The sequence below is a fragment of the Amphibacillus jilinensis Y1 genome (genome assembly GCF_000306965.1).
Lineage (GTDB): Bacteria > Bacillota > Bacilli > Bacillales > Amphibacillaceae > Amphibacillus_C > Amphibacillus_C jilinensis.
Map to the genome: position 1 here is coordinate 99,590 of NZ_JH976436.1, position 19,332 is coordinate 118,921.

At 37.0% G+C, this 19,332-nt stretch carries 16 protein-coding genes; 7 read left to right on the top strand and 9 right to left on the bottom strand.

The genetic code is table 11. The features are described 5' to 3' along the window. Positions 1-110: 110 nt before the first annotated feature. The gene (locus B494_RS0110780; protein ID WP_017472410.1) at positions 111-1,274 is read left to right on the top strand and encodes a M20 metallopeptidase family protein; all 1,164 of its coding nucleotides are present in this window, start codon (positions 111-113) and stop codon (positions 1,272-1,274) included. A 267-nt stretch (positions 1,275-1,541) separates the two neighbouring features. On the opposite strand, the gene B494_RS0110785 is transcribed toward B494_RS0110780, so the two are convergent. Beyond that, positions 1,542-2,750, bottom strand: a complete 1,209-nt coding sequence (locus B494_RS0110785; RefSeq protein WP_017472411.1) for an ABC transporter permease — start codon at positions 2,748-2,750, stop codon at positions 1,542-1,544. 4 nt (positions 2,751-2,754) lie between these two features. Next, positions 2,755-3,489: an ABC transporter ATP-binding protein gene (locus B494_RS0110790; protein ID WP_017472412.1), complete on the bottom strand. Its 735-nt coding sequence runs from the start codon at positions 3,487-3,489 to the stop codon at positions 2,755-2,757. A gap of 373 nt (positions 3,490-3,862) precedes the next feature. On the opposite strand from B494_RS0110790, the gene B494_RS0110800 reads away from it, so the two are divergent. The 3 genes from B494_RS0110800 to B494_RS0110810 all read left to right on the top strand — a co-directional run bounded on the left by B494_RS0110800 (position 3,863) and on the right by B494_RS0110810 (position 5,680). Further along, entirely contained in the window at positions 3,863-4,288 is a 426-nt protein-coding gene (locus tag B494_RS0110800) for an HIT family protein (RefSeq protein WP_017472414.1), read from the top strand. 102 nt (positions 4,289-4,390) lie between these two features. Then, positions 4,391-4,915, top strand: a complete 525-nt coding sequence (locus B494_RS0110805) for a tryptophan transporter (RefSeq protein WP_017472415.1) — start codon at positions 4,391-4,393, stop codon at positions 4,913-4,915. A gap of 399 nt (positions 4,916-5,314) precedes the next feature. Then, entirely contained in the window at positions 5,315-5,680 is a 366-nt protein-coding gene (locus B494_RS0110810) for a YtxH domain-containing protein (protein ID WP_017472416.1), read from the top strand. Between the two features lie 156 nt (positions 5,681-5,836). Here the strand turns inward: B494_RS0110810 and B494_RS0110815 are convergent, their stop codons facing one another. The 4 genes from B494_RS0110815 to B494_RS0110830 all read right to left on the bottom strand — a co-directional run bounded on the left by B494_RS0110815 (position 5,837) and on the right by B494_RS0110830 (position 9,887). Next, on the bottom strand, positions 5,837-6,739 hold the full coding sequence (locus B494_RS0110815; RefSeq protein WP_017472417.1) for a glycine betaine ABC transporter substrate-binding protein: 903 nt from the start codon (positions 6,737-6,739) through the stop codon (positions 5,837-5,839). A 122-nt stretch (positions 6,740-6,861) separates the two neighbouring features. After that, positions 6,862-7,788 (bottom strand): glycine betaine ABC transporter substrate-binding protein, encoded by a 927-nt coding sequence (locus tag B494_RS0110820; RefSeq protein WP_017472418.1) that lies wholly within the window; start codon positions 7,786-7,788, stop codon positions 6,862-6,864. A gap of 67 nt (positions 7,789-7,855) precedes the next feature. Continuing rightward, positions 7,856-8,698: an ABC transporter permease gene (locus tag B494_RS0110825; protein WP_017472419.1), complete on the bottom strand. Its 843-nt coding sequence runs from the start codon at positions 8,696-8,698 to the stop codon at positions 7,856-7,858. Further along, complete coding sequence (locus tag B494_RS0110830) at positions 8,691-9,887, bottom strand: quaternary amine ABC transporter ATP-binding protein (RefSeq protein ID WP_017472420.1); 1,197 nt, start codon at positions 9,885-9,887, stop codon at positions 8,691-8,693. Before B494_RS0110830 ends, B494_RS0110825 begins: the two co-directional genes overlap by 8 nt. A gap of 339 nt (positions 9,888-10,226) precedes the next feature. Here B494_RS0110830 and B494_RS19260 point away from each other — a divergent pair, with 339 nt between their 5' ends. The 3 genes from B494_RS19260 (at position 10,227) to B494_RS0110845 (ending at position 14,148) form a co-directional block, all read left to right on the top strand. Next, positions 10,227-10,721: a GbsR/MarR family transcriptional regulator gene (locus B494_RS19260; RefSeq protein ID WP_017472421.1), complete on the top strand. Its 495-nt coding sequence runs from the start codon at positions 10,227-10,229 to the stop codon at positions 10,719-10,721. A gap of 809 nt (positions 10,722-11,530) precedes the next feature. Beyond that, complete coding sequence (locus B494_RS19265; RefSeq protein WP_017472422.1) at positions 11,531-12,433, top strand: peptidylprolyl isomerase; 903 nt, start codon at positions 11,531-11,533, stop codon at positions 12,431-12,433. Between the two features lie 491 nt (positions 12,434-12,924). Further along, positions 12,925-14,148 carry an HD domain-containing protein gene (locus B494_RS0110845; protein ID WP_017472423.1) on the top strand — a complete coding sequence of 408 codons (1,224 nt, stop codon included), beginning with the start codon at positions 12,925-12,927 and terminating at the stop codon, positions 14,146-14,148. Between the two features lie 203 nt (positions 14,149-14,351). Here the strand turns inward: B494_RS0110845 and B494_RS0110850 are convergent, their stop codons facing one another. From B494_RS0110850 to B494_RS0110860, 3 genes are all read right to left on the bottom strand, one after another. Next, entirely contained in the window at positions 14,352-14,912 is a 561-nt protein-coding gene (locus B494_RS0110850) for a GbsR/MarR family transcriptional regulator (RefSeq protein ID WP_017472424.1), read from the bottom strand. A gap of 242 nt (positions 14,913-15,154) precedes the next feature. After that, positions 15,155-18,088: an ATP-binding protein gene (locus B494_RS0110855; RefSeq protein WP_017472425.1), complete on the bottom strand. Its 2,934-nt coding sequence runs from the start codon at positions 18,086-18,088 to the stop codon at positions 15,155-15,157. Next, positions 18,078-19,316, bottom strand: a complete 1,239-nt coding sequence (locus B494_RS0110860; protein ID WP_017472426.1) for a metallophosphoesterase family protein — start codon at positions 19,314-19,316, stop codon at positions 18,078-18,080. Before B494_RS0110860 ends, B494_RS0110855 begins: the two co-directional genes overlap by 11 nt. Between the last annotated feature and the right edge of the window lie 16 nt (positions 19,317-19,332).

The following is a 19,332-nucleotide window of genomic DNA, read 5'->3' on the forward strand; positions in this document are numbered from 1 at the left end:
TTATTATACTCATTATACCACTAACCGTAACGACCGTAAGCATGGTTTCCTCTCCGCCTTAAGTTGGATATGTGCTATAATAGTCATATTAATCAAAGGAGGAAGTCGATATGTGGCAACAATTATTTAAGGAAGTTGATCAACACTATGATGAGATGGTAGCGATGAGACGACACCTCCATCAACATCCCGAACTATCTTTTCAAGAATATGAAACAGCAACATATATCGCATCATATTATGATCAATTAAACATCCCATACCAAAAGAACGTTGGTGGAACAGGAATAGTGGCAACACTTGAGGGGAAGAAACCAGGAAAAACCATAGCGCTCAGAGCCGATTTTGACGCCTTGCCGATCCAAGACCAAAAAGATGTCCCTTATAAATCTAAACGCCAAGGTGTTATGCATGCTTGTGGGCACGACGGACATACATCGATTTTGTTAACCGTCGCTAAACTATTAAAAGAAATAGAAAATGATTTATCAGGTACAATCGTATTCATTCATCAACATGCAGAAGAGTTAACGCCTGGAGGAGCGAAATCAATGATCGAAGCTGGTGCGTTAGCAAACGTTGATGTCGTCTTTGGTACACACCTGTGGTCAAGTACACCACTAGGTACGGTGCAAACATCACCAGCAGCGTTTATGGCAGGTGCAGACAAATTTACGATAACCGTTAAGGGGCAAGGTGGACATGGTGCAATGCCTCACGAAACAAAAGATGCGGTAGTTATCGGCTCGCAACTTGTTAATAACCTACAACAAATTATTAGCAGACGAATAAATCCACTTCATACATCTGTTTTAACGATCGGTAAATTTCAAGCTGGTGATTCCTTCAATATCATTGCCGACCAAGCCATCCTTGATGGGACCGTTAGAATATTTGATGCCGAACTTCAAGACCAAATCATTAACGAAATGGAACAAATAATCAAAGGGACCTGTCACGGTTATCAAGCGGATTATCAATTTGATTATATTAAAGGCTATCCACCAGTTGTTAATCATCAACACGAAGCAAATCTCGTTCTTGAAGCGGCTAATAAAGTTGATGAGGTCACTACAGCCGAGTTCAGTCAACCGACATTGACCGGTGAAGACTTTTCTTATTATTTATTAGAGAAACCTGGCGCCTTTTTCTTCACAGGTGCACAAATAGAAGGAAACTTCCAACCACATCACCATCCAAAGTTTGATTTTGACGAACGAGCCATGGTTATTGCAGTAAAAACCTTTTTACAGCTGATTAAACACTATCAATAACATGTGAGATCTTTTTTATGCTATTAAGCCTTTACCTTTTAGTTTATCTAGCCAAAACAATAAGCCTGGAATAAAGCCCAGCAAAAATAAAAAAAGGAATTCAGTCGATACTGGATTCCTTTTGCTTTACTAAATACATGCATTTTATAATGACTTACTTGACTTAAAGGTATCACGCTGCGGATGTGCACGCACCTAACTGTTCTAACTTCTAGTCGGTACCGGTAAATGGAGTCCCTCGATACCCGCTCCTACCTATTAAAGCCGCTAGTTTCTGGCGATTTTTTTTATCATATAAATACGTGAGAAACCTATAATAAAGACAGTTCCCACTAAAAATATTGAGGCAAACCCAAACCAGTCAGTCAACAATACAGCGATCACTAGATATACGAAAAGCTGACCAAATAACAAGCGCTCAACAACATGAACAAATGCCTGCTTACGCATCCCATTTGCAACGGGATAAAGATCAATCCATAAGCTTGTCCGATGATGATACCAAAGTGAAATAAGTTGAATGCCAGTTAAATAAAGAAATAAGACGCTTATCATTAAAATGAATGGAAGATACGTTAAATAAAGCAATACTACCCCACAAATTGCAGTCAATCGTAAATAAATGCCTAAATAATCTGCTGATCGTATAAAAGTAATCCGATATAAGTAATTATACGTTTCTTCCTGCCGAAATGCGATCGATTGGGTTGCTAAACGAACTAACCATGTTCTCTTTTTCACAGATGCTTTAAAATGGGGGACATCGGTAAACATGCTGGCTAAACGGTAGAAGCTCTGCATCCGTTGCTGATTCATTGCAATCAGTTGATCCCACGCCAGTAAATGACGATGTGTACGTACATATAAGTACAAAAACAACGTAAATAGTAGCAATGAAAAAATCACCAGTAACCAAACAAAGTTACCAATAAAACTATAGAAAATGAAAAATTGAATAACAAATCGACTAACCTTATCTAAAAATCGCCAGTGTTTACTTCTCAATCTTAGCGACCACCAAGTCATCATAAAGTGCCAAGCTTTAAATAAAACAAATAATACCAACAAACCACTATATGATTGTGCTGGATAACTTGTTTGAAAAAGAGGGGCTAATAAAGCAGCAACCAATGCGACGAGATAGAGTTGAATCAGAAAGCTATAGGCCAGTGTATAATTAAAATAACGATTCAACTGACTTTCAGCAGGTAATAAAAAAACCATATCCGCTTCTTTTAAGAAATTCTGAATCGGGTTATATAATACAACCATTGAAAAAGCAATGCTAATAACTAAAATCGTTGGAAAATCGTCGGGTAAATCCGCAAGCAGCTGTTGATAAAAAACAGCACCCGCTCCAATTAGAAAAAGCAAGGCAATAGCAATATGACCGTTAAAAATATATTGCAAATAACGAACCGTTTCTTTTAAATGGGCACGAATACGGCTTTCAAACAATGTTTTACTATCAATCATTGTGTCAACCTTCCTTTGTTAATTGAATATAGAGATCATCTAAAGTAGCCGCAGGCATTGCAAATTGTTTACGCAACTGGTCAATCGTTCCCGATGCTTTGATCATCCCATCATGTAAAATGATAAACCGGTCACAATAACGTTCAGCTGTTGCTAATATATGTGTTGACATCAATATACCTGCACCTTTTTGTTTTTGCTCTACCATTAAATCTAAAAAAGCTTGGATACCTAAAGGATCTAAACCAACAAACGGTTCATCGACAATATACAAGGGGGGCTCGATGAGAAAAGCACACATAATCATGACCTTTTGTTTCATCCCTTTTGAGAAATGAACAGGAAACCACTTCAGTTTTTTTTCTAGACGAAAGGCTTTTAACAAAGGGGGTAAGCGCATTTCAAATGTTTTTTGGTCTAATTGATAAGCCATTGCCATCATTTTCAAATGCTCATATAACGTTAATTCCTCATATAACAAAGGCATTTCTGGAATATAAGCAAACTGGGTGCGATAATAGTCTGGCGCTTCACGATAGGTTTGACCGGATAATTTAATTTGACCAGCGCGCGGTTGCATCAAACCAATTACATGCTTAATGGTTGTACTCTTACCAGCACCGTTCAAACCAATCATGCCAACAATTTCTTTTGGTTTAACTTCAAATGATACCCCATGCAATACATCTTTTTGTGTATAACCACCCGTTAGCTCTTCAATATGTAATAAGGCTGTCATGGCTAGTCATTCCTCCTATATGAATCAAATCCGTAAAGTGAACCTTCAATCAGTGGACGGAGGGCTACAGAACGTAGGTCATGCAGACGTGGGCCTACAGGATGTAGGTCATGCAGACGTTGCCACAGGACGTGGCGGTCTTAGTCTGTAATCCTTCTTAAAGACGTGGCGGTTTAGTCTACGATCTTACCCACCCGCTGATTGGTCGTTAAATGAATCAGGACATTAGCATCCGTTAGTTGTGATAAACACTCATGTCTATTTGAATTTTACCATCTTTTAGTATGAATGCAAATGTTAAGCGGGAGATATTTTGCCATCTATCAGTCATTAATGATAAAATAGGCTCAAACGAATTAGAGGAGTGAATGTTATGATAGCGTCCAATTGTATCTTTTGTAAAATCATTAATGGAGAAATTCCATCAGCTAAAATATATGAAGATGAGGAAGTTTATGCCTTTCTTGATATAAGTCAAGTAACAAAAGGACACACCCTTATCATTCCTAAAACACATACGAAAAATATATTTGAAACCAGTTCAGCAATAGCAAGTCATTTGTTTGCTAAAGTACCGATGGTTGCTAATGCTATTAACAAAGCCTTTAGTCCAGCTGGTATTAATGTATTAAGTAACACAGGTGAAGCGGCCGGCCAATCCGTCTTCCACTTGCATCTTCATTTAATTCCTAGATATGATGAGCATGATGGCTTTAATCCAAATTGGATTACACACAATGATCAGTACACGAGCAACGATTTAGCCGAAATAGCAGCAACAATTGCGAATAATATTTAACATTTACAACACGGTGGAATATGTTATACTATTTAAAATCCTTCGCATTTGGCAATAAGTGCACAAGTGGAAGAGAAAATGTTGAGTAGAGGAGAGACGAGAATGAAAACAAAAGAACTCGTATTAATGGCACTATTTATGGGGATAGGTGCTGTGTTGCATATGGTTGCCCCACCGATTTTGTTTGGGATGAAACCTGACATTATGCTACCCATGATGTTTCTTGGGATACTTTTGTTTCCAAAAATCCAGTATGTTCTTGTGTTAAGTTTGGCTACAGGCGTTATTTCAGCTTTAACCACAAGTGCACCGGGAGGTCAAATATCCAACCTTGTTGAGAAACCCATCACAGCTTTTATCTTTTTTGTATTGTTATTAATCATTCCTAAACAGATTAATATGAAGATAACCGCACCTATTTTAACTGCCATTGGCACAGCAGCAAGTGGTGCAATCTTCTTAACCATGGCTCTATATGTCATTGGTTTAATGGAAGGATCTTTTATCGCCTTATTTATCGGGGTTGTTTTACCTGCAGTTTTGTTTAATGTGATTTTTACCATTATTCTCTATCCAATCATCCAAAATATATTACAACGTTCTCATTTTACTTTTGCTATAAAATAACTGAATAAGACATAATAGCTTGAGATAATATGTTCTGTCGTTTAACGTAAGCTAAAAAAACTCCTTTTTCATAAGGGAGATTTTTTTATATCCAGCATAGTGAAATTGCTAAAACAGCGTACAATAAAACGAACCTTCAATCAGTGGGCAGTTTCGTGCTTCTCACACGGCTTGTTCGTTGATGAATCAGGGCATTAGCGTCCGTTATTACTCACCTCAATAGATTTAACTCTGTTCTCTATTTTGACAAGAGGCTTACGAACGATTATCTGTAAAAAAACCGAACCAACTGGCTACAGGATAAGCAAAAACGCATTTTTCAAATTTTTTAAATAAATTATGTTTGACCAGAAGAAATAAAGAGAAGATAATAGAATAGAGGAGAAAGGAGTGTAAGCGATGACTAACAGTAAATCATTACTACTTGGAATACTAGCTGGAGGGGTTGTTAGTGCAGCCGCTACTTTATTAAGCGCACCAAAATCCGGTCAAGAAACACGTGAAGATATTAAAAACCATGCAGAAAGTGTCAAGCATTCTTTGGAAAAAGTAAAAGTCAGTGGAAAGGTTTTATCAGACCAAATTATTAATACATCTAAAGAGGGTGCAGCACTGATCAAAGAACTTTCAGCAGATATGAAACATTCAGTTGAAAGCTGGAAAAACACGATTGAACCCCACCAAAAAAATATTCAACTTTACTTAACACAAATTGAAGATCGCTTAAAAGAGCTAGAAGAACAAACACAGGCCACTGAACAATAACAATTGATAATCTTTGCCTTAGCTCTAATAAATCCGCCCTTATTCATATTGAATAAGGGCGGATTGCGTATTTACCTTTGTCATCTATTTTGGGTTAGCATGTTACAGACGGTTAGCTATGATAAATCAATTGCCTTCTTGTTGGGGTTTTTATCATTAATCGGTTGATTCCAAGTCTTCAATCGATTCGATATCTACATAAGATGGGACAACAAACCCTATCTTTGCTCCTTCTAAATTTGCACCTAGATCTACAATTTCATCTTGATATTGTTCATAGAAAGCTGCGTGTGTTGCTGGTAACCAAGGTGCTGCTGAAGCATCTCCATCACCAGATGCTAACGCTTGAAACATAACAGATGGATCAACCGGTGTTTCAGTCACTTGATATCCTTGACGACTTAATATTTCTGATAATACAGCTGCAGAAGCTAGTTCCGTATCCCAAGGTGTCAATACCAGTTCAAAAGACTCCCCATTAACTTGTTCAACATCATCGGTCCATTCTGAAACGATTTCTTCGTTCTCTTCAATCCAGACTTTAGCCGCTTTTTCAAACGACAAACCATCTTCATGCGTCATCAACATCACTTGTTCCATGTCATCAACTTCCCAATAAAAACGATCTAAAATAGTAAAGGCTTCAGGCATATCTTCTTCAAGTCCTTGCCTTGTCATGGTATGAATCGATTCGACACCACCAAAAGTTTCTTTTGGATCATCTAAAAATTTCAAATCATACATCGCAAATTTCCAATGAGGCGTCCAACCCGTGACAACAATCGGCTCATCTTGAGCAATAGCTTCATTTAATGCAGCTAACATAGCTGCCGTGGAAGATTCTTCTAATGTATATTCAGTCAAATTTTCATATTCTTCTAACGCCTCTCTAGCTAATGTCGTCGTACCCGCACCCGGTTCAATTCCTGTAATGGTATAGTCAATCAACGCACCCACGTTATCATCCTTCACATCATCAGTAGTCCCACAACTCGCAAGGAAGATGGCAAAAACAGATAAAATGAGTAATACATTTAGTTTGGTTACCTTCTCTAGCATAATGATACACTCCTTTTCAATTAAACTTTAACAGGCGATAGCTTCAATTATGCTCTCTTCACATTCTGGACAAAAAAAGTGAAGCTACCTATTCATAGATAGCTTCACCCCATTAAATTAAATTATTCAATACCTGCTAACCACTCATCAACCTTGTCTTGGTTGTCTTCAACCCAAGCAGCTGCAGCATCTTCTGGAGATGTACCTGCATAAACATCAGCCATTACAGCTTCTAAGTCTGCTGGTTCCCAATAAAATTGATCTAAAATTTGATAAGCAACTGGACTATCTTGTTCAAATCCTTCACGAACCATTGTATCGATAGTCTCAGCATCACCAAATGAACCTTCTGGATCTTCTAAATATTTAAGATCATATTCAGCAAATTTCCAGTGTGGTGACCAACCTGTGACAACGATCGGCTCTTCATTCCCATAAGCTTCGCCTAAAGCAGTTGCCATCGCACCACTTGAAGACGTTTCAACAGACCATCCGTCAAGACCATAATCTTCTACAGCATTCTCTGCACTTTGAACAACACCAGCACCAGGCTCGATACCTGTAATCGTTCCATCAAATTCATCCGTTGCATCAACTAGGTCTTCAATAGAATTAACGTCTTCCATGTATTCCGGTAGAACTAAACCAATTCTAGCGCCTTCTAAATTATGACCTAATGACACAAGCTGATCTTGATATTGCTCATAAAGTTCACCGTGTGTGTTTGGTAACCATGCTGCTACCATACCATCTGCATCACCTGTTGCAACAGATTGCCACATCACTGCATTATCAAGTGGTGTAACTTCGACGTTGTAACCTTGAGATTCTAAAACATGAGCAATCACATTTGTAGAAGCAATTTCCGTGTCCCATTCTACATAGACAAGCTCAATATCTGTCTCCCCTAAATCTGCACCATTGGCAGCACCCTCGTCTCCATCTGCAGCATCATCTCCATCATCTCCAGCGTCACCACATGCAGCAAGAACAAGTGATACAGCTAGAACTAATACTAAACCTAAATGTTTCCATGTTAATTTTAACATTTAAACGTCTCCCCTTTTCTTTGATTTATCTATGGTAAACCTTATATTCATAAGGTTGCCAATACAATTAAGCTTTACTTTTATTTAAATTCTGCGTAATGCGGTCAATGATAATTGCTAAAATAACAATTGATAGCCCCGCAACAAAACCTGGACCTGCTTGAGCTCGTTGAAGTGCAGACAGAACCGGTCTTCCTAAACCAGGCGCACCAATCATCGATGCAATAACTACCATTGACAATGCTAACATAACTGTTTGGTTAATACCAGCCATGATGGTTCCTTTTGCCATTGGCAATTCTACTTTAAATAAGCGCTGGAAGCCTGTACTACCAAAGGCTTCGGCTGCTTCTACAAGTTCAGTTGATACTTGACGAATACCTAAGTTCGTAAATCGAACAGTTGGTGGTGTTGCAAAAATTAATGAGGCAAACACCCCTGGAACCATACCAATACTAAAGAAAGCAACAGCCGGAATCAAATAGACAAATGCCGGCATTGTCTGCATAAAATCTAATATTGGAAGCATAATGGCTTCAACTACTTTACTTTTTGACATAAGAATACCTACCGGCACTCCGATAATAACAGATAATAAACTTGAAATAAGGACTAAAGTAAATGTATTCATTAACTCATCCCATAATCCTTGATTGTAAACCAATACTAGACCTACGATTGAGAATATAGCTAAACCATATCGTTTTCCCGTTATAAAAAATGCTAAAACAGCAACAAGTAAAATAACAATTACTGGAGGAATCGATGCCAATTGATCAGCTGTCCATGACATAAAGTCACCAAATTGGTTTCGAATCGGATTAAAAATAAATGAAAATGTATTTGTTATCCAAACGGTAAAGTCATCGACCCAATCCGCTAACGGGATCTGTGGTAGAAAATCAAACATTAATTTGCACCTCACTTTCACCAGCTAAAGCAGCTAGTATTGAACCTCTTATAATAATGCCAACTAATTTTCCGTTGTCCACAACAGCAATTGGGATCGGAGAATCATAAATCATCTCAAAAATTTCTTGCATTGGTTTATCACGTTCAACGGTTGGAACGTCGGTTTTCAAAATTTCATTTAGATTACGAATCTCATTTTTACGTGCCCTTGCAGCGTCCTCTGCTGTCACGTATCCTTTTAACATCCGCTGATTATCCGTTACGTAAATACTTGATAGTCCTTCTTCACCCATACGTTCTAATGCAACACGCGGGCCGTGTTTATCAATATTAATCGTTTCAGGACGTCGCATAATGTTTTCGGCTGTTAAAACTTTTGATCTGTCTACATCCTCAACAAATCGCTCAACATAATCGTTAGCTGGATTAACTAAGATATCTTCAGGTGTACCGATTTGAACAATTACACCATCTTTCATTAAAGCAATTCGATCACCTATACGTAATGCTTCATCTAAATCGTGCGTAATAAAGAGAATGGTTTTCTTCATTTTTTGTTGTAGCTCTAAAAGTTCATCTTGCATGTCTTTTCTAATTAATGGATCTAAAGCTGAAAAAGCTTCATCCATTAACAGCACTTCTGGGTCATTTGCAAGTGCACGCGCTAAACCCACACGTTGTTGCATACCACCAGATAATTGTTTAGGATATTGATTTATGTAATCCCCTAAACCGACTAAATCTAAAGCATTTTTAGCTTTTTCAGCGCGTTCTTTTTTATCAATCCCTTGGACTTCTAAACCATATTCCGCATTTTCTAAAATTGTTCGAAATGGAAACAATCCAAAGTTTTGAAACACCATACTGAGCTTTTCTCGTCGAACACGACGTAAATCTTCTTTATTCATAGTCGCTAAGTTCTCTCCATCAATCATTACACTACCTTCAGTAGGTTCGATTAAACGGTTGACTAACCGAATTAATGTGGACTTACCACTACCTGATAAACCCATAATAACAAACACTTCACCTTGTTCTACTTCAAATGAAACACGGTTAACTCCAACAGTATCCCCTGTTTGCTTCAAAATTTCGTCTTTCTTCTTACCATCATCTAAAAGTTGCAAAGATTCTTTAACGTTTTTACCAAATATCTTTGACAAATTTTCCACTTCTATGATTGGCATTGCGTTCACCTCTCTTAATTCAATAAATACTAAATATTCACAAATACCTTCATAATGATTCAATCACTATATATTTGTCATTTAAATGCGCGATCATCCCATATTTAGCTACCTTAATACTATACCCTGATTTAGCATGATCATTCAAACAATGAAATCACTTAATTTCGGACATATTTTACGTACAGTTTAAACTGTACGAAACATATAAGTTTTTTACTTAGAATAACGGCAGATAGCTTTAATTTACTAGCCAATTCCACATTTCCAATTTAAGCAAAACTTGTGTAAGCTATGTTATAAGTTCATCATCTAATCGAGAAGGGAGCAAGATTCACCATGACATCGGAGCAAACCATCACAGATAATCTTATTCATGAATTCTCAAAGACCATTGAGATGTTTGGTCTCTCACCCGCAGATGCTCGGTTATTTACTACCCTCTATTTAAACCACCGACCAATGACTTTAGACGAGATGAGTCAAACAACTGGCAAAAGTAAAACTTCCGTGAACACGGGGATCCGTAATTTATCCGATCTAAATCTAGTCAAACAAGTATGGAAAAAAGGAGTCAGAAAAGATCTTTACGCTGCCGAAGATGATTTGTTTCATCGCTTTATGCACATGTACCTTGATAAATGGATTGGACACATCAATTTACAAAAGCGTTCCCTTGATCAGCTTAAAGAACACGTAAATAAACGTCCACAAGGCGAGTTGATTGAAGAAAAACTAGCGCATATGATTACTTTTCACGCTCTAATCGAAACAACCTTTCATTGTGTAAAAGAAGAAACCAATCATATGTTAGTAGACCAAAACAAACTTTAAAAAGCCAATTCATTCGCTCATCCTTGAGCAAATGGGTTGGCGTTTCTTATGCTTTGCACGTAAATTTCTTTGATAATATGCAACTTTTCTAATGTGCTTAGAAGACGAGTTAGTCCCTGATCAGATTAAATTATAACTCAACATTTTCGGTTTCACCAAGAAAGTATAAAGGTAAACCTCATAGTAAATATAAGCGTTGCCTTTGAATATAGACATCCACTGATTGGAATGTCATGTTAGCTCAAGTCACGCCCATGGAAAACGGAACATATCTCACCTGCGCGTCAAACGAAAAGTTTATCATAAATCGAAAATTAGATTTACACCATCTAGATTATGAAGACAGCGGAATGGCGTTTCGGAATAAGAAACTTCTTATGCTAGTAGCGTCACATCTTTTTCACTTTATTTCGTGCGGTCGGGGTTACGCATTTAGTATGAACCACCAGTCTAAGTGAAGATAAGCAATGGCGAAGACTTCTGCGGGAATAGGATGAGCTGAAGATCCACTTGAGGCGTGATCTTTGCGACTCAAGTTAGCTGAAGCCATCCCCGCGAAAAGCGAATCCATTGCTTTTCGGAATGAAATATTGTTTAAACGTATGAGAAGGTTGAATGACTATTTTCAGTATGCGAAAGTTGGGTTATAATTATTAATTCCCATTTAAAATAACCTAACTCACTAAAATTATGTAAAAACATAGGAATTTTTAATTTGAATGCTCTATTAGATAAAAAACTATGTTATATTAACATTTGAGAATAAAATAATAGACAAGTGAGTCTGAATAAAGTGGGAGTGTTACAAAATGAAAAAATTAGCTATCGTAGCAACACTTACAGCTACATTCGTAGGTTTAGCTGCATGCTCTTCTGATGACTCAGAAGTAGTTGTTGAGATGGATCAAGGTAATATTTCAAAGGAAGAATTTTATGAGGAATTAAAGAGCACAGCCGGTGAATCTGTCATCCAGAACATGGTTTACTTAAAGATATTAGAAGATAGATATGAAATTGATGAATCTGAAATTGATCAAGAAGTCGACAAGCTAAAAGAAGAGTACGGCGAATCATTTGAAATGGTATTACAAACAAATAATTTTCAAGATGAAGAAGATTTCCGAGAAAATCTAAGATTTCAAATCCTTCAAACAGAAGCTATCACTGAAGATATAGAAGTATCAGATGAAGAAATCGAACAATATTATCAACGACTATCAAATGAAATTGAAGCGTCTCATATTTTAGTTGAAGACGAAGAGCTAGCAAATGATTTATATGATCAACTTATGGATGGTGCTGACTTTGCAGAACTAGCCGAAGAGCATTCAACCGATACGCAATCAGCAGCTGAGGGTGGTAACCTTGGTTACTTCTCTGCCGGTCAAATGGTAAGTGATTTTGAAGATAAAGCATATAGCTTAGGTGTAGATGAAATTGGTGAACCCGTGAATTCTGATTATGGCTGGCATATCATTAAGGTAACGGATATACGCGAAAGTGAAACTGAGCTACCTGATCTAGAAGATATGCGTGCTTCCATCCGAAGAGACATCGCTACACCAATAGCAATGGCAGATCAAGAGGGCGCAATGAACAAAATGAATGCATTATTAGAAGATAGCAATATTCAAGTTAATATTGAAGAATTTGAAGCATTGTTTGAATCAGAATCAGAACCAGCAATTGAAGTAGAAGAAGAAGAAGAATAAACTACCTTAATAATATTAAGGTTAATCAATCTAGTAAAATCCCTCTCACTGAGGGATTTTATCTTTAACAACAGAGAAAAGGACACAGCTTACCGCTTTGGTGTAGCACTGTATAAGATAATGACTTATCTTATTTGCATTGCCTCACCCAAACAAAGCTGTGTTTTTTCAGTTCTAAACTCAATTATTACTTAATAGAATTGGCATTGCTTATTAGAGATAAACATCGTACGAACTTTCAATCAGTGGGCGGAGAGTCTTACAGGATGTAGGTCATGCAGACGTTGTCACAGGACGTGGCGGTTTTAGGCTACGATCTTACCTACCCACTGATTAGTCGTTAGGTCATTAGCGTTCGTTAGCTCCCTCCTAAATAGATGATCTTTGTTCTCTATTTTGAGGCAGAAGTTTTCCGAACAAAAAATGGGTATTCAATTCAACTTTACTAAGGTACAATGACAGTAATGCTAACGAGAAGGAGTGACTTGCTCATGCAAATTCAATCGCATTATTTTTTTGACGTGATACCGATTCAGATCGATATCGATGATGAACAAGCGGATAATATATTAAAAGACTTTCCAGCACCACCCTTACCAAATGGACAACAAACATTTGATATTAATCATCAAAGTGCTGGGGCTAATATTAGCGAACATTTATTACTCAATGACTACGAGGTTAGGCTAACAAGAACGAATAAGCAATATCTAAAATTATCATTTAGTAATAATAATGGGATTATTTCCGCTAAAATGTGGGATAATCAAGGTGCTATAGAAAAAAACTTACCATTACTTGAGAAATATACGCTATTTGAAGTACAAGGTGTAATTGATGCCTATAATGGACAGAAATCAATTACTGTTAATCAATTGACTGCTATCGATGGTGATATGAATCCTTTTACCCTTCTACCCTATACATCAGCATCTTATTCCGATTTAACGATCGAACTATTGTATTATCTCTATCAACTAAAACAACCCTTTCAGCAATTAGCTGTTGAGACTTTAAAAACATTTTGGCATGACTTTTCTATAGTTCCAGCTGCTAAAAGTCATCATCACAACTACTTAGGAGGATTATTAAAACATACGGTAGGTTTAATGCGTTTTGCGAATTATATTATTAATTATGATAAAGGGCATGTTGAAGGGTTATTTGCTCTAATTCAAATTGTAGAAAAAGCCTATAAAAAAGAATTATACTTAAATTATAAAGGAGAAAAAGATCCTTTTAAACGAGCAGTCTGGAATGATACCATTGATCACCTGTACCGAATGACAAAGGGAGCAATGACTTATGATATCAAACCAAACCGAGATGTTTTGATATTATCCATATTATTTCATGATCTCGGTAAAATGCTAGAGTATGATCATGCTGGAAAGTCATATCATGGTTTTGAACTGCTTTATCCGACTGCAGATAAAGCAACTTTACAAAAAAGAAAACAAGCAGGGATTACAATGGACCCCCTAGGTGTTCTTATTGGTCATATCCCCTATGGGGTTTTACTTTTTAATAAACTTATGGAACAGTTTAATATCACATTAACAATTGATGCGATCCATGAAATTAGTCATTGTATTTTATGTCATCATGGTTTACCAGAATGGGGATCTGCCGTTAGATCCCCACTGACGCTTGACGGTTACTTAATTCACATTGTCGACTACTTAGATAGTCGTTATGAGAATGTAGCTGAATAAAATCTTCATCATTGAGCATTTTCATTCTTCGCCCAATGATTGTTAGTTGAGTAAATCAAGCCATTAGCTTCCGTTATCGCCTAGCTAAATAGATTTGGTTTACGTTCTATTTTAAGCTGGGGGTTTTACGGGCGGTTAGCTGTGATAAAACGAAAAAACTTGAGCTCTTAGATGCTCAAGTTTTTTCTTATACTCATATTTTTTTATTGGTTCTTTTGATTTTCCTTCGGTACATAGTTAAAGATTTCACCAGATTCGACGACTTGAATAAAGCGCATCAGCCATCGATAGTAGTTCTGAGCATAACGCAGAAGTTCAATGTCATACGTTATTTTTTGCAGTAATTCCGGATCTTCAGTTTGTTGATAAAGAGCCTCCAACTCTTGTATCGCCTCATCTGCTTCTTCAATATTCGTTTCCGTATGATGACGCCATCTATTGCCGAAAAGTGAAGTGAACGATTTGTACCAATCCTCTTCAGATTTGTATAAGTCTTTTCGCATCCCTTTCCGAAAAGCAGGTTCAACCATTTTCATTTCGGCTAAAGCACGGACACCGGTAGACATACTGGTTTTGCTCATTTCCAATGCATCACGCATGTCATCTAGTGTCATTGGCTCTTGATTAAAATAAAGTTTACCGTATAAGCGCCCAACTGATGGTGCGATCCCATAAAGATTCATATTTTTTGCAATGACTTGAATAAACTTATCAACTGTTTCTTCATATAACTTCCACTCATTTTGACTTGACTGATTATTCATCAAAGTAAAACCTCCGTCACTTTCATTAACAAACTGCACAATTTATAATACGAACCTTCAATCAGTGGGTGCTTCTGTTCTTCTCCACTGGTTGTTAGTGGAGTGAATCAGGACATTAGCCTCCGTTATCACCCCCCTAAATAGATGTACTCTACACTCTATTTTGAAGGGGGGTTATGGACGGTTATCTGTGATAAAGCATACCGTACCACTCTTTCGGTTAACTTGTGAAGTCCTCTTCTCTATAATGTAATATATTTATCTTGATTAGCCAATCCCTTATTTGCAAAAATCTCACTTGATTTAGTGAAAAATATAATTTGGTGTTTACCTTTTAACTCTTTGATCATTTGATAAATCACCTTATAACGGTTTTGGTCAAAATGCACGAAGCCATCATCGATTAAGAAAGGAAGTGTGGCGTGAATAGCTAACCATTCACTGATAGCAAAGCGAATACTAATAAATAACTGGTCTAAAGTACCTTGTGATAATTCATCCAATTGGTAGCTTACACCTGTCGCTGTTAAAACATGTATACGCTGCTCATGGTCATCAAAAAATAAATGTTGATAGTTTTGCCCTGTAACTTTATTAAAATAATAACTGGCTTTTTCTAAGACAGTAGGTAAATATGAAATTTGGAATTTTTCCTTTGTTTTTTCAATCTGCTTTAAAGCTAATTGATAGGTAAGCCATTGTTTGGCATTCCATTCAAAGCTCTCTTTTAAATAATAATAATCATGTTTAACATCAACCAATTGTCTAGACTGCTCATGTTGCTTTAAAATCGCTTGCTGATCAGCGACTTGTTGACGTAGTTGGTTAAGTCGTTCATTTAATGCCTCTAATTGTCCTTGGCAGGTATTGATCTTATCTTCAATCGATGATAGCGAGACAGGATGACCACCTATCTTGAGCCATTCGCTTTGCTGTTCGGGTAAATGTAGTTTAATTTGTTGTGCGAGTTGCATTTGTTTTCCTTTTAATTGATGCCAATGTTCATACGCTTGAGCTTGTCCAATAAAAGCCTCTTCGTCTTCGACCGCAGCTTTTTCTAGTAGTGAATTTATCTCATTTTGAAAGGGACGCATTTTTGCCGTTAACGTCTTTAAAGCTTCCTCTTGATATGCCAAACGCTCGGTCAATGTTTCTTGCTGTTGAAGGAGCTTCTTTTGTTCAATTGAAATTGTTTTGAGTTCTTCCAAAGCATCAATGAAGGAAAGGGATTGGAAATCCAACATGCCAGCTAAACCTGTTTGAACCCTATCTTCAAACTCGCCCTGTTGATCAATCAAGTTTTGCTGATGCTCCATTAACTGATCTCGCTTTTTAATTAACTCAATTAAAGTGTGTAATCGATCATAAAGACTTGACCAGCGCTCAGGCGTTAACTGTTTTAACAAAGGGAATAATGACCTTTGCTCATCAATCGATTGATCAAGTATTTGCAATTGTTGCTCTACACGATCCAATTGTTGACCTACCTTTAATTGATCCGTCTCATTCCGTTCGACCACTTGTTCTAATAAAATAAATTGATCACGGTACGTATGGTGTTCATTTAGTTGATCGTCGATCTGCTTTTTCCTTTCTATACAAGCGGTAATCTCTTTTTGATGTTGATCTCGCCAGTCTTGTGTCATACTCAAGACATGACGTTCTATTCGTTTGTTATTGATTAACACTGTTGTCCCTAAGATCATAATGAAACCTGATAACCACCACCATTCAAAGGAAATGATAAGTGGACTGATTGCAACTAAAGTTAGACATGCAAATAAAATATACTGGACGCTTCGCTGCTTTGTTGCCAACTGATCAAGTTGCTCTTTAGAAAGCGATGACTTTGATTGTGTGATTGCATCCATCAACTGGTCTTTTTCATCTTTTAAGGTTTCGAGTTCAAATGAAGTTAATATATGGTCCTTTAATAATTGCCAGTCTTGACTTTGTTTATTATGCTCTTCTTTCAACTTCGTTAAGTTTTTCTGCAATATCGTCTTTTCTTCATTGAATTTAACATAGCGCTCACTAATATGCTGCCATGTTTCTCCTGTTCCATAACCAAAAGGCAAATTGAGCAATTCTGTCTCTGTAATGGCAAGCTTAAGTTGGTCTAACCTTTCATTAATCTCTTCTGTGTATTCATCGATTTGTTGTTTATGTTGTTTAATCCACGTTCGTTCCTCTAAGTAGGATTGGCTTTGCTTAAGCACTTGATCAATTTCTTGTTTGATTTGACTTGAGGTCATCTTATCTTGAAGGGCATTTAAATCCGTTTTTAGATCGGTTATTTTTTGCAAAGTCACTTCATACTCCGCTTCAAGTGGTTGCAACCCGTCCTTTAACTGTTTAAAACGAGCCTCCCCTTGCTCGGGAAATGGAAATGGATCAGGATACGCATTTAACTGTTCACTGACAAGCTGATAATTCTCTAGTGAAGGATAAAGTCTTTGCTGCTCCTTTAAAGCGACGAGAGAAGAATTTAACGACTGAAGCTCTTGTTCGGTCTGTTCAACTTGCTTCTGATATTCCCTTTTTAATTGCTGATGTCGAATATATACTGGGATATCATCTTCTAACTGTTTTACCTTGTCTGCTTGTTCATCTAATAATTCAATCATTTGATTTAATTGTGGCTTTCTACCCTGGGGTTTAAACTGACTTTGAATATGTTGCTTCAGATTTTTTTCGGCCTGATAAATCCGGTCTGATCCAGTCATACCAACACTTAATAATACTTGCCCTAATTGATCTCGCGTCAGTTGCTCACCTATTTGTAAACTAAGTACATCAAAATTAAAAATTTGATCAAAAAGCGCACGCGTCACACCGTTCAATTGTGTGAATAACCAATCCTTAGACAATAATTGACCGTTTGCGTTGTAGCAGACCGGTTCTGCTTGATTTCGGTCATGAATGCGTTCAATCGTATAGTCTTTATCATCAATAATAACGACTAAGCGCCCGCCTAGCTTACCACCTTGTTTAGGCAGATACCGCTGGCGCTTCTGTGGAGAGAGACCAAATAAAATAAATAATATAAATGCTCGTAAAGTCGTTTTGCCTGTTTCATTGTCCCCAATAATAGCTACAAATCCTTTTCCTTCCAGGTCAAACGACTTATCTTGCCATTTACCAAATCCATATATATCTATCCGTTTAATCTTCATATGTATCGTTCCCTGTCAATTGAAATCTTAATAACTGCTTCGCTTCCTCGGCAATTTGTTGTTTTTCCTCTTCTGTTAACCCATTAAGAAAACGACGTGCTTTTCTATGGTGCCATAATTCTGACATCACTTCATCCCAATCAATCGAATCAAATCCTTGAAACAATTCCTTCATAAAAGGATCTCGTGCTTCTAATGTCGTGTCGATCGATTTAGCTTGCTCTGTTAACGTCACTTGTTGAATCGATAGCCAATCTGACTGGTCTTGATATTGCTCATTAAGTACATCAATCAAATCCGCTATTTTCCCTTGATGATAAAGAGATAGTAACGCATCTTGATAATTAATTAATTTGATGAATAAGATCCGGCGTGCTTTTTCTAACTGTTTCATCTGATCACTAAGGATCTGATAGAGTTGGTCAATTTGTTGACAATGCCTTACATCAATCGTTAATTGATCAAATTGAATCGCATGTAAAGCTTCAAAGTGGATTTGTGCTTTTTTACTTTGATCTAATGATACAAAATAACATCCTTTTTTTCCTACCTCTTTAACTGAACGGCCTTGTGTATTACCCGAATAGACAACAGGTGGATCTTCACTTAAAATCGCACGCTTATGTATATGGCCTAACGCCCAATAGTCGAATGGTTTGTTTATTAAATCACTTAATTGAAAAGGTGCATAATGGTCATGCTCCTTTGATTGCTGGATACTCCCATGAAGCATGGCGATTTGATAGGGTAAATTAGGAACAGCTTGATACTGATCTGTTTTATTAATCGTAACCGCCCGCTCAAGATAACTAAAACCATGAATAGCTACTAAAGGTTTTCCATTTTTTTTAAATACTTTAGACGTCACTTGATCGCTATCAAAAAGATGAACATTATCCGGAAACTGCACAAAGCGTTGTTTTGTTTGATTATAATCATGATTACCGAAAGATAGATAGATCTCAATACCTGCTTGTTCGAGCTTTTGACAAGCCATTAAAAATTGCATTTCTGCATAAACACTTTGAATCGATTCATCGAATACATCGCCAACAATGAGAATAAAATCAACATTCTTATTTATTGCTAGCGCCACTAAGTTATCTAGTGCATCAAAAGTACTTCGCTTCAATTGTTGATATAAATGAGCAGGCAATCTGCTCATTCCTTTAAATGGGCTGTCTAAATGTAAGTCAGCACAATGAATAAAGCTAATCTTTTTTTCCATGAATAGCTCTCCTCTT

Coding starts and splice junctions, on each gene's coding strand:
- B494_RS0110780 (WP_017472410.1), top strand. CDS start 111: ATGTGGCAACAATTATTTAAGGAAGTTGATCAACACTATGATGAGATG.
- B494_RS0110785 (WP_017472411.1), bottom strand. CDS start 2,750: ATGATTGATAGTAAAACATTGTTTGAAAGCCGTATTCGTGCCCATTTA.
- B494_RS0110790 (WP_017472412.1), bottom strand. CDS start 3,489: ATGACAGCCTTATTACATATTGAAGAGCTAACGGGTGGTTATACACAA.
- B494_RS0110800 (WP_017472414.1), top strand. CDS start 3,863: ATGATAGCGTCCAATTGTATCTTTTGTAAAATCATTAATGGAGAAATT.
- B494_RS0110805 (WP_017472415.1), top strand. CDS start 4,391: ATGAAAACAAAAGAACTCGTATTAATGGCACTATTTATGGGGATAGGT.
- B494_RS0110810 (WP_017472416.1), top strand. CDS start 5,315: ATGACTAACAGTAAATCATTACTACTTGGAATACTAGCTGGAGGGGTT.
- B494_RS0110815 (WP_017472417.1), bottom strand. CDS start 6,739: ATGCTAGAGAAGGTAACCAAACTAAATGTATTACTCATTTTATCTGTT.
- B494_RS0110820 (WP_017472418.1), bottom strand. CDS start 7,788: ATGTTAAAATTAACATGGAAACATTTAGGTTTAGTATTAGTTCTAGCT.
- B494_RS0110825 (WP_017472419.1), bottom strand. CDS start 8,698: ATGTTTGATTTTCTACCACAGATCCCGTTAGCGGATTGGGTCGATGAC.
- B494_RS0110830 (WP_017472420.1), bottom strand. CDS start 9,887: ATGCCAATCATAGAAGTGGAAAATTTGTCAAAGATATTTGGTAAAAAC.
- B494_RS19260 (WP_017472421.1), top strand. CDS start 10,227: ATGACATCGGAGCAAACCATCACAGATAATCTTATTCATGAATTCTCA.
- B494_RS19265 (WP_017472422.1), top strand. CDS start 11,531: ATGAAAAAATTAGCTATCGTAGCAACACTTACAGCTACATTCGTAGGT.
- B494_RS0110845 (WP_017472423.1), top strand. CDS start 12,925: ATGCAAATTCAATCGCATTATTTTTTTGACGTGATACCGATTCAGATC.
- B494_RS0110850 (WP_017472424.1), bottom strand. CDS start 14,912: ATGAATAATCAGTCAAGTCAAAATGAGTGGAAGTTATATGAAGAAACA.
- B494_RS0110855 (WP_017472425.1), bottom strand. CDS start 18,088: ATGAAGATTAAACGGATAGATATATATGGATTTGGTAAATGGCAAGAT.
- B494_RS0110860 (WP_017472426.1), bottom strand. CDS start 19,316: ATGGAAAAAAAGATTAGCTTTATTCATTGTGCTGACTTACATTTAGAC.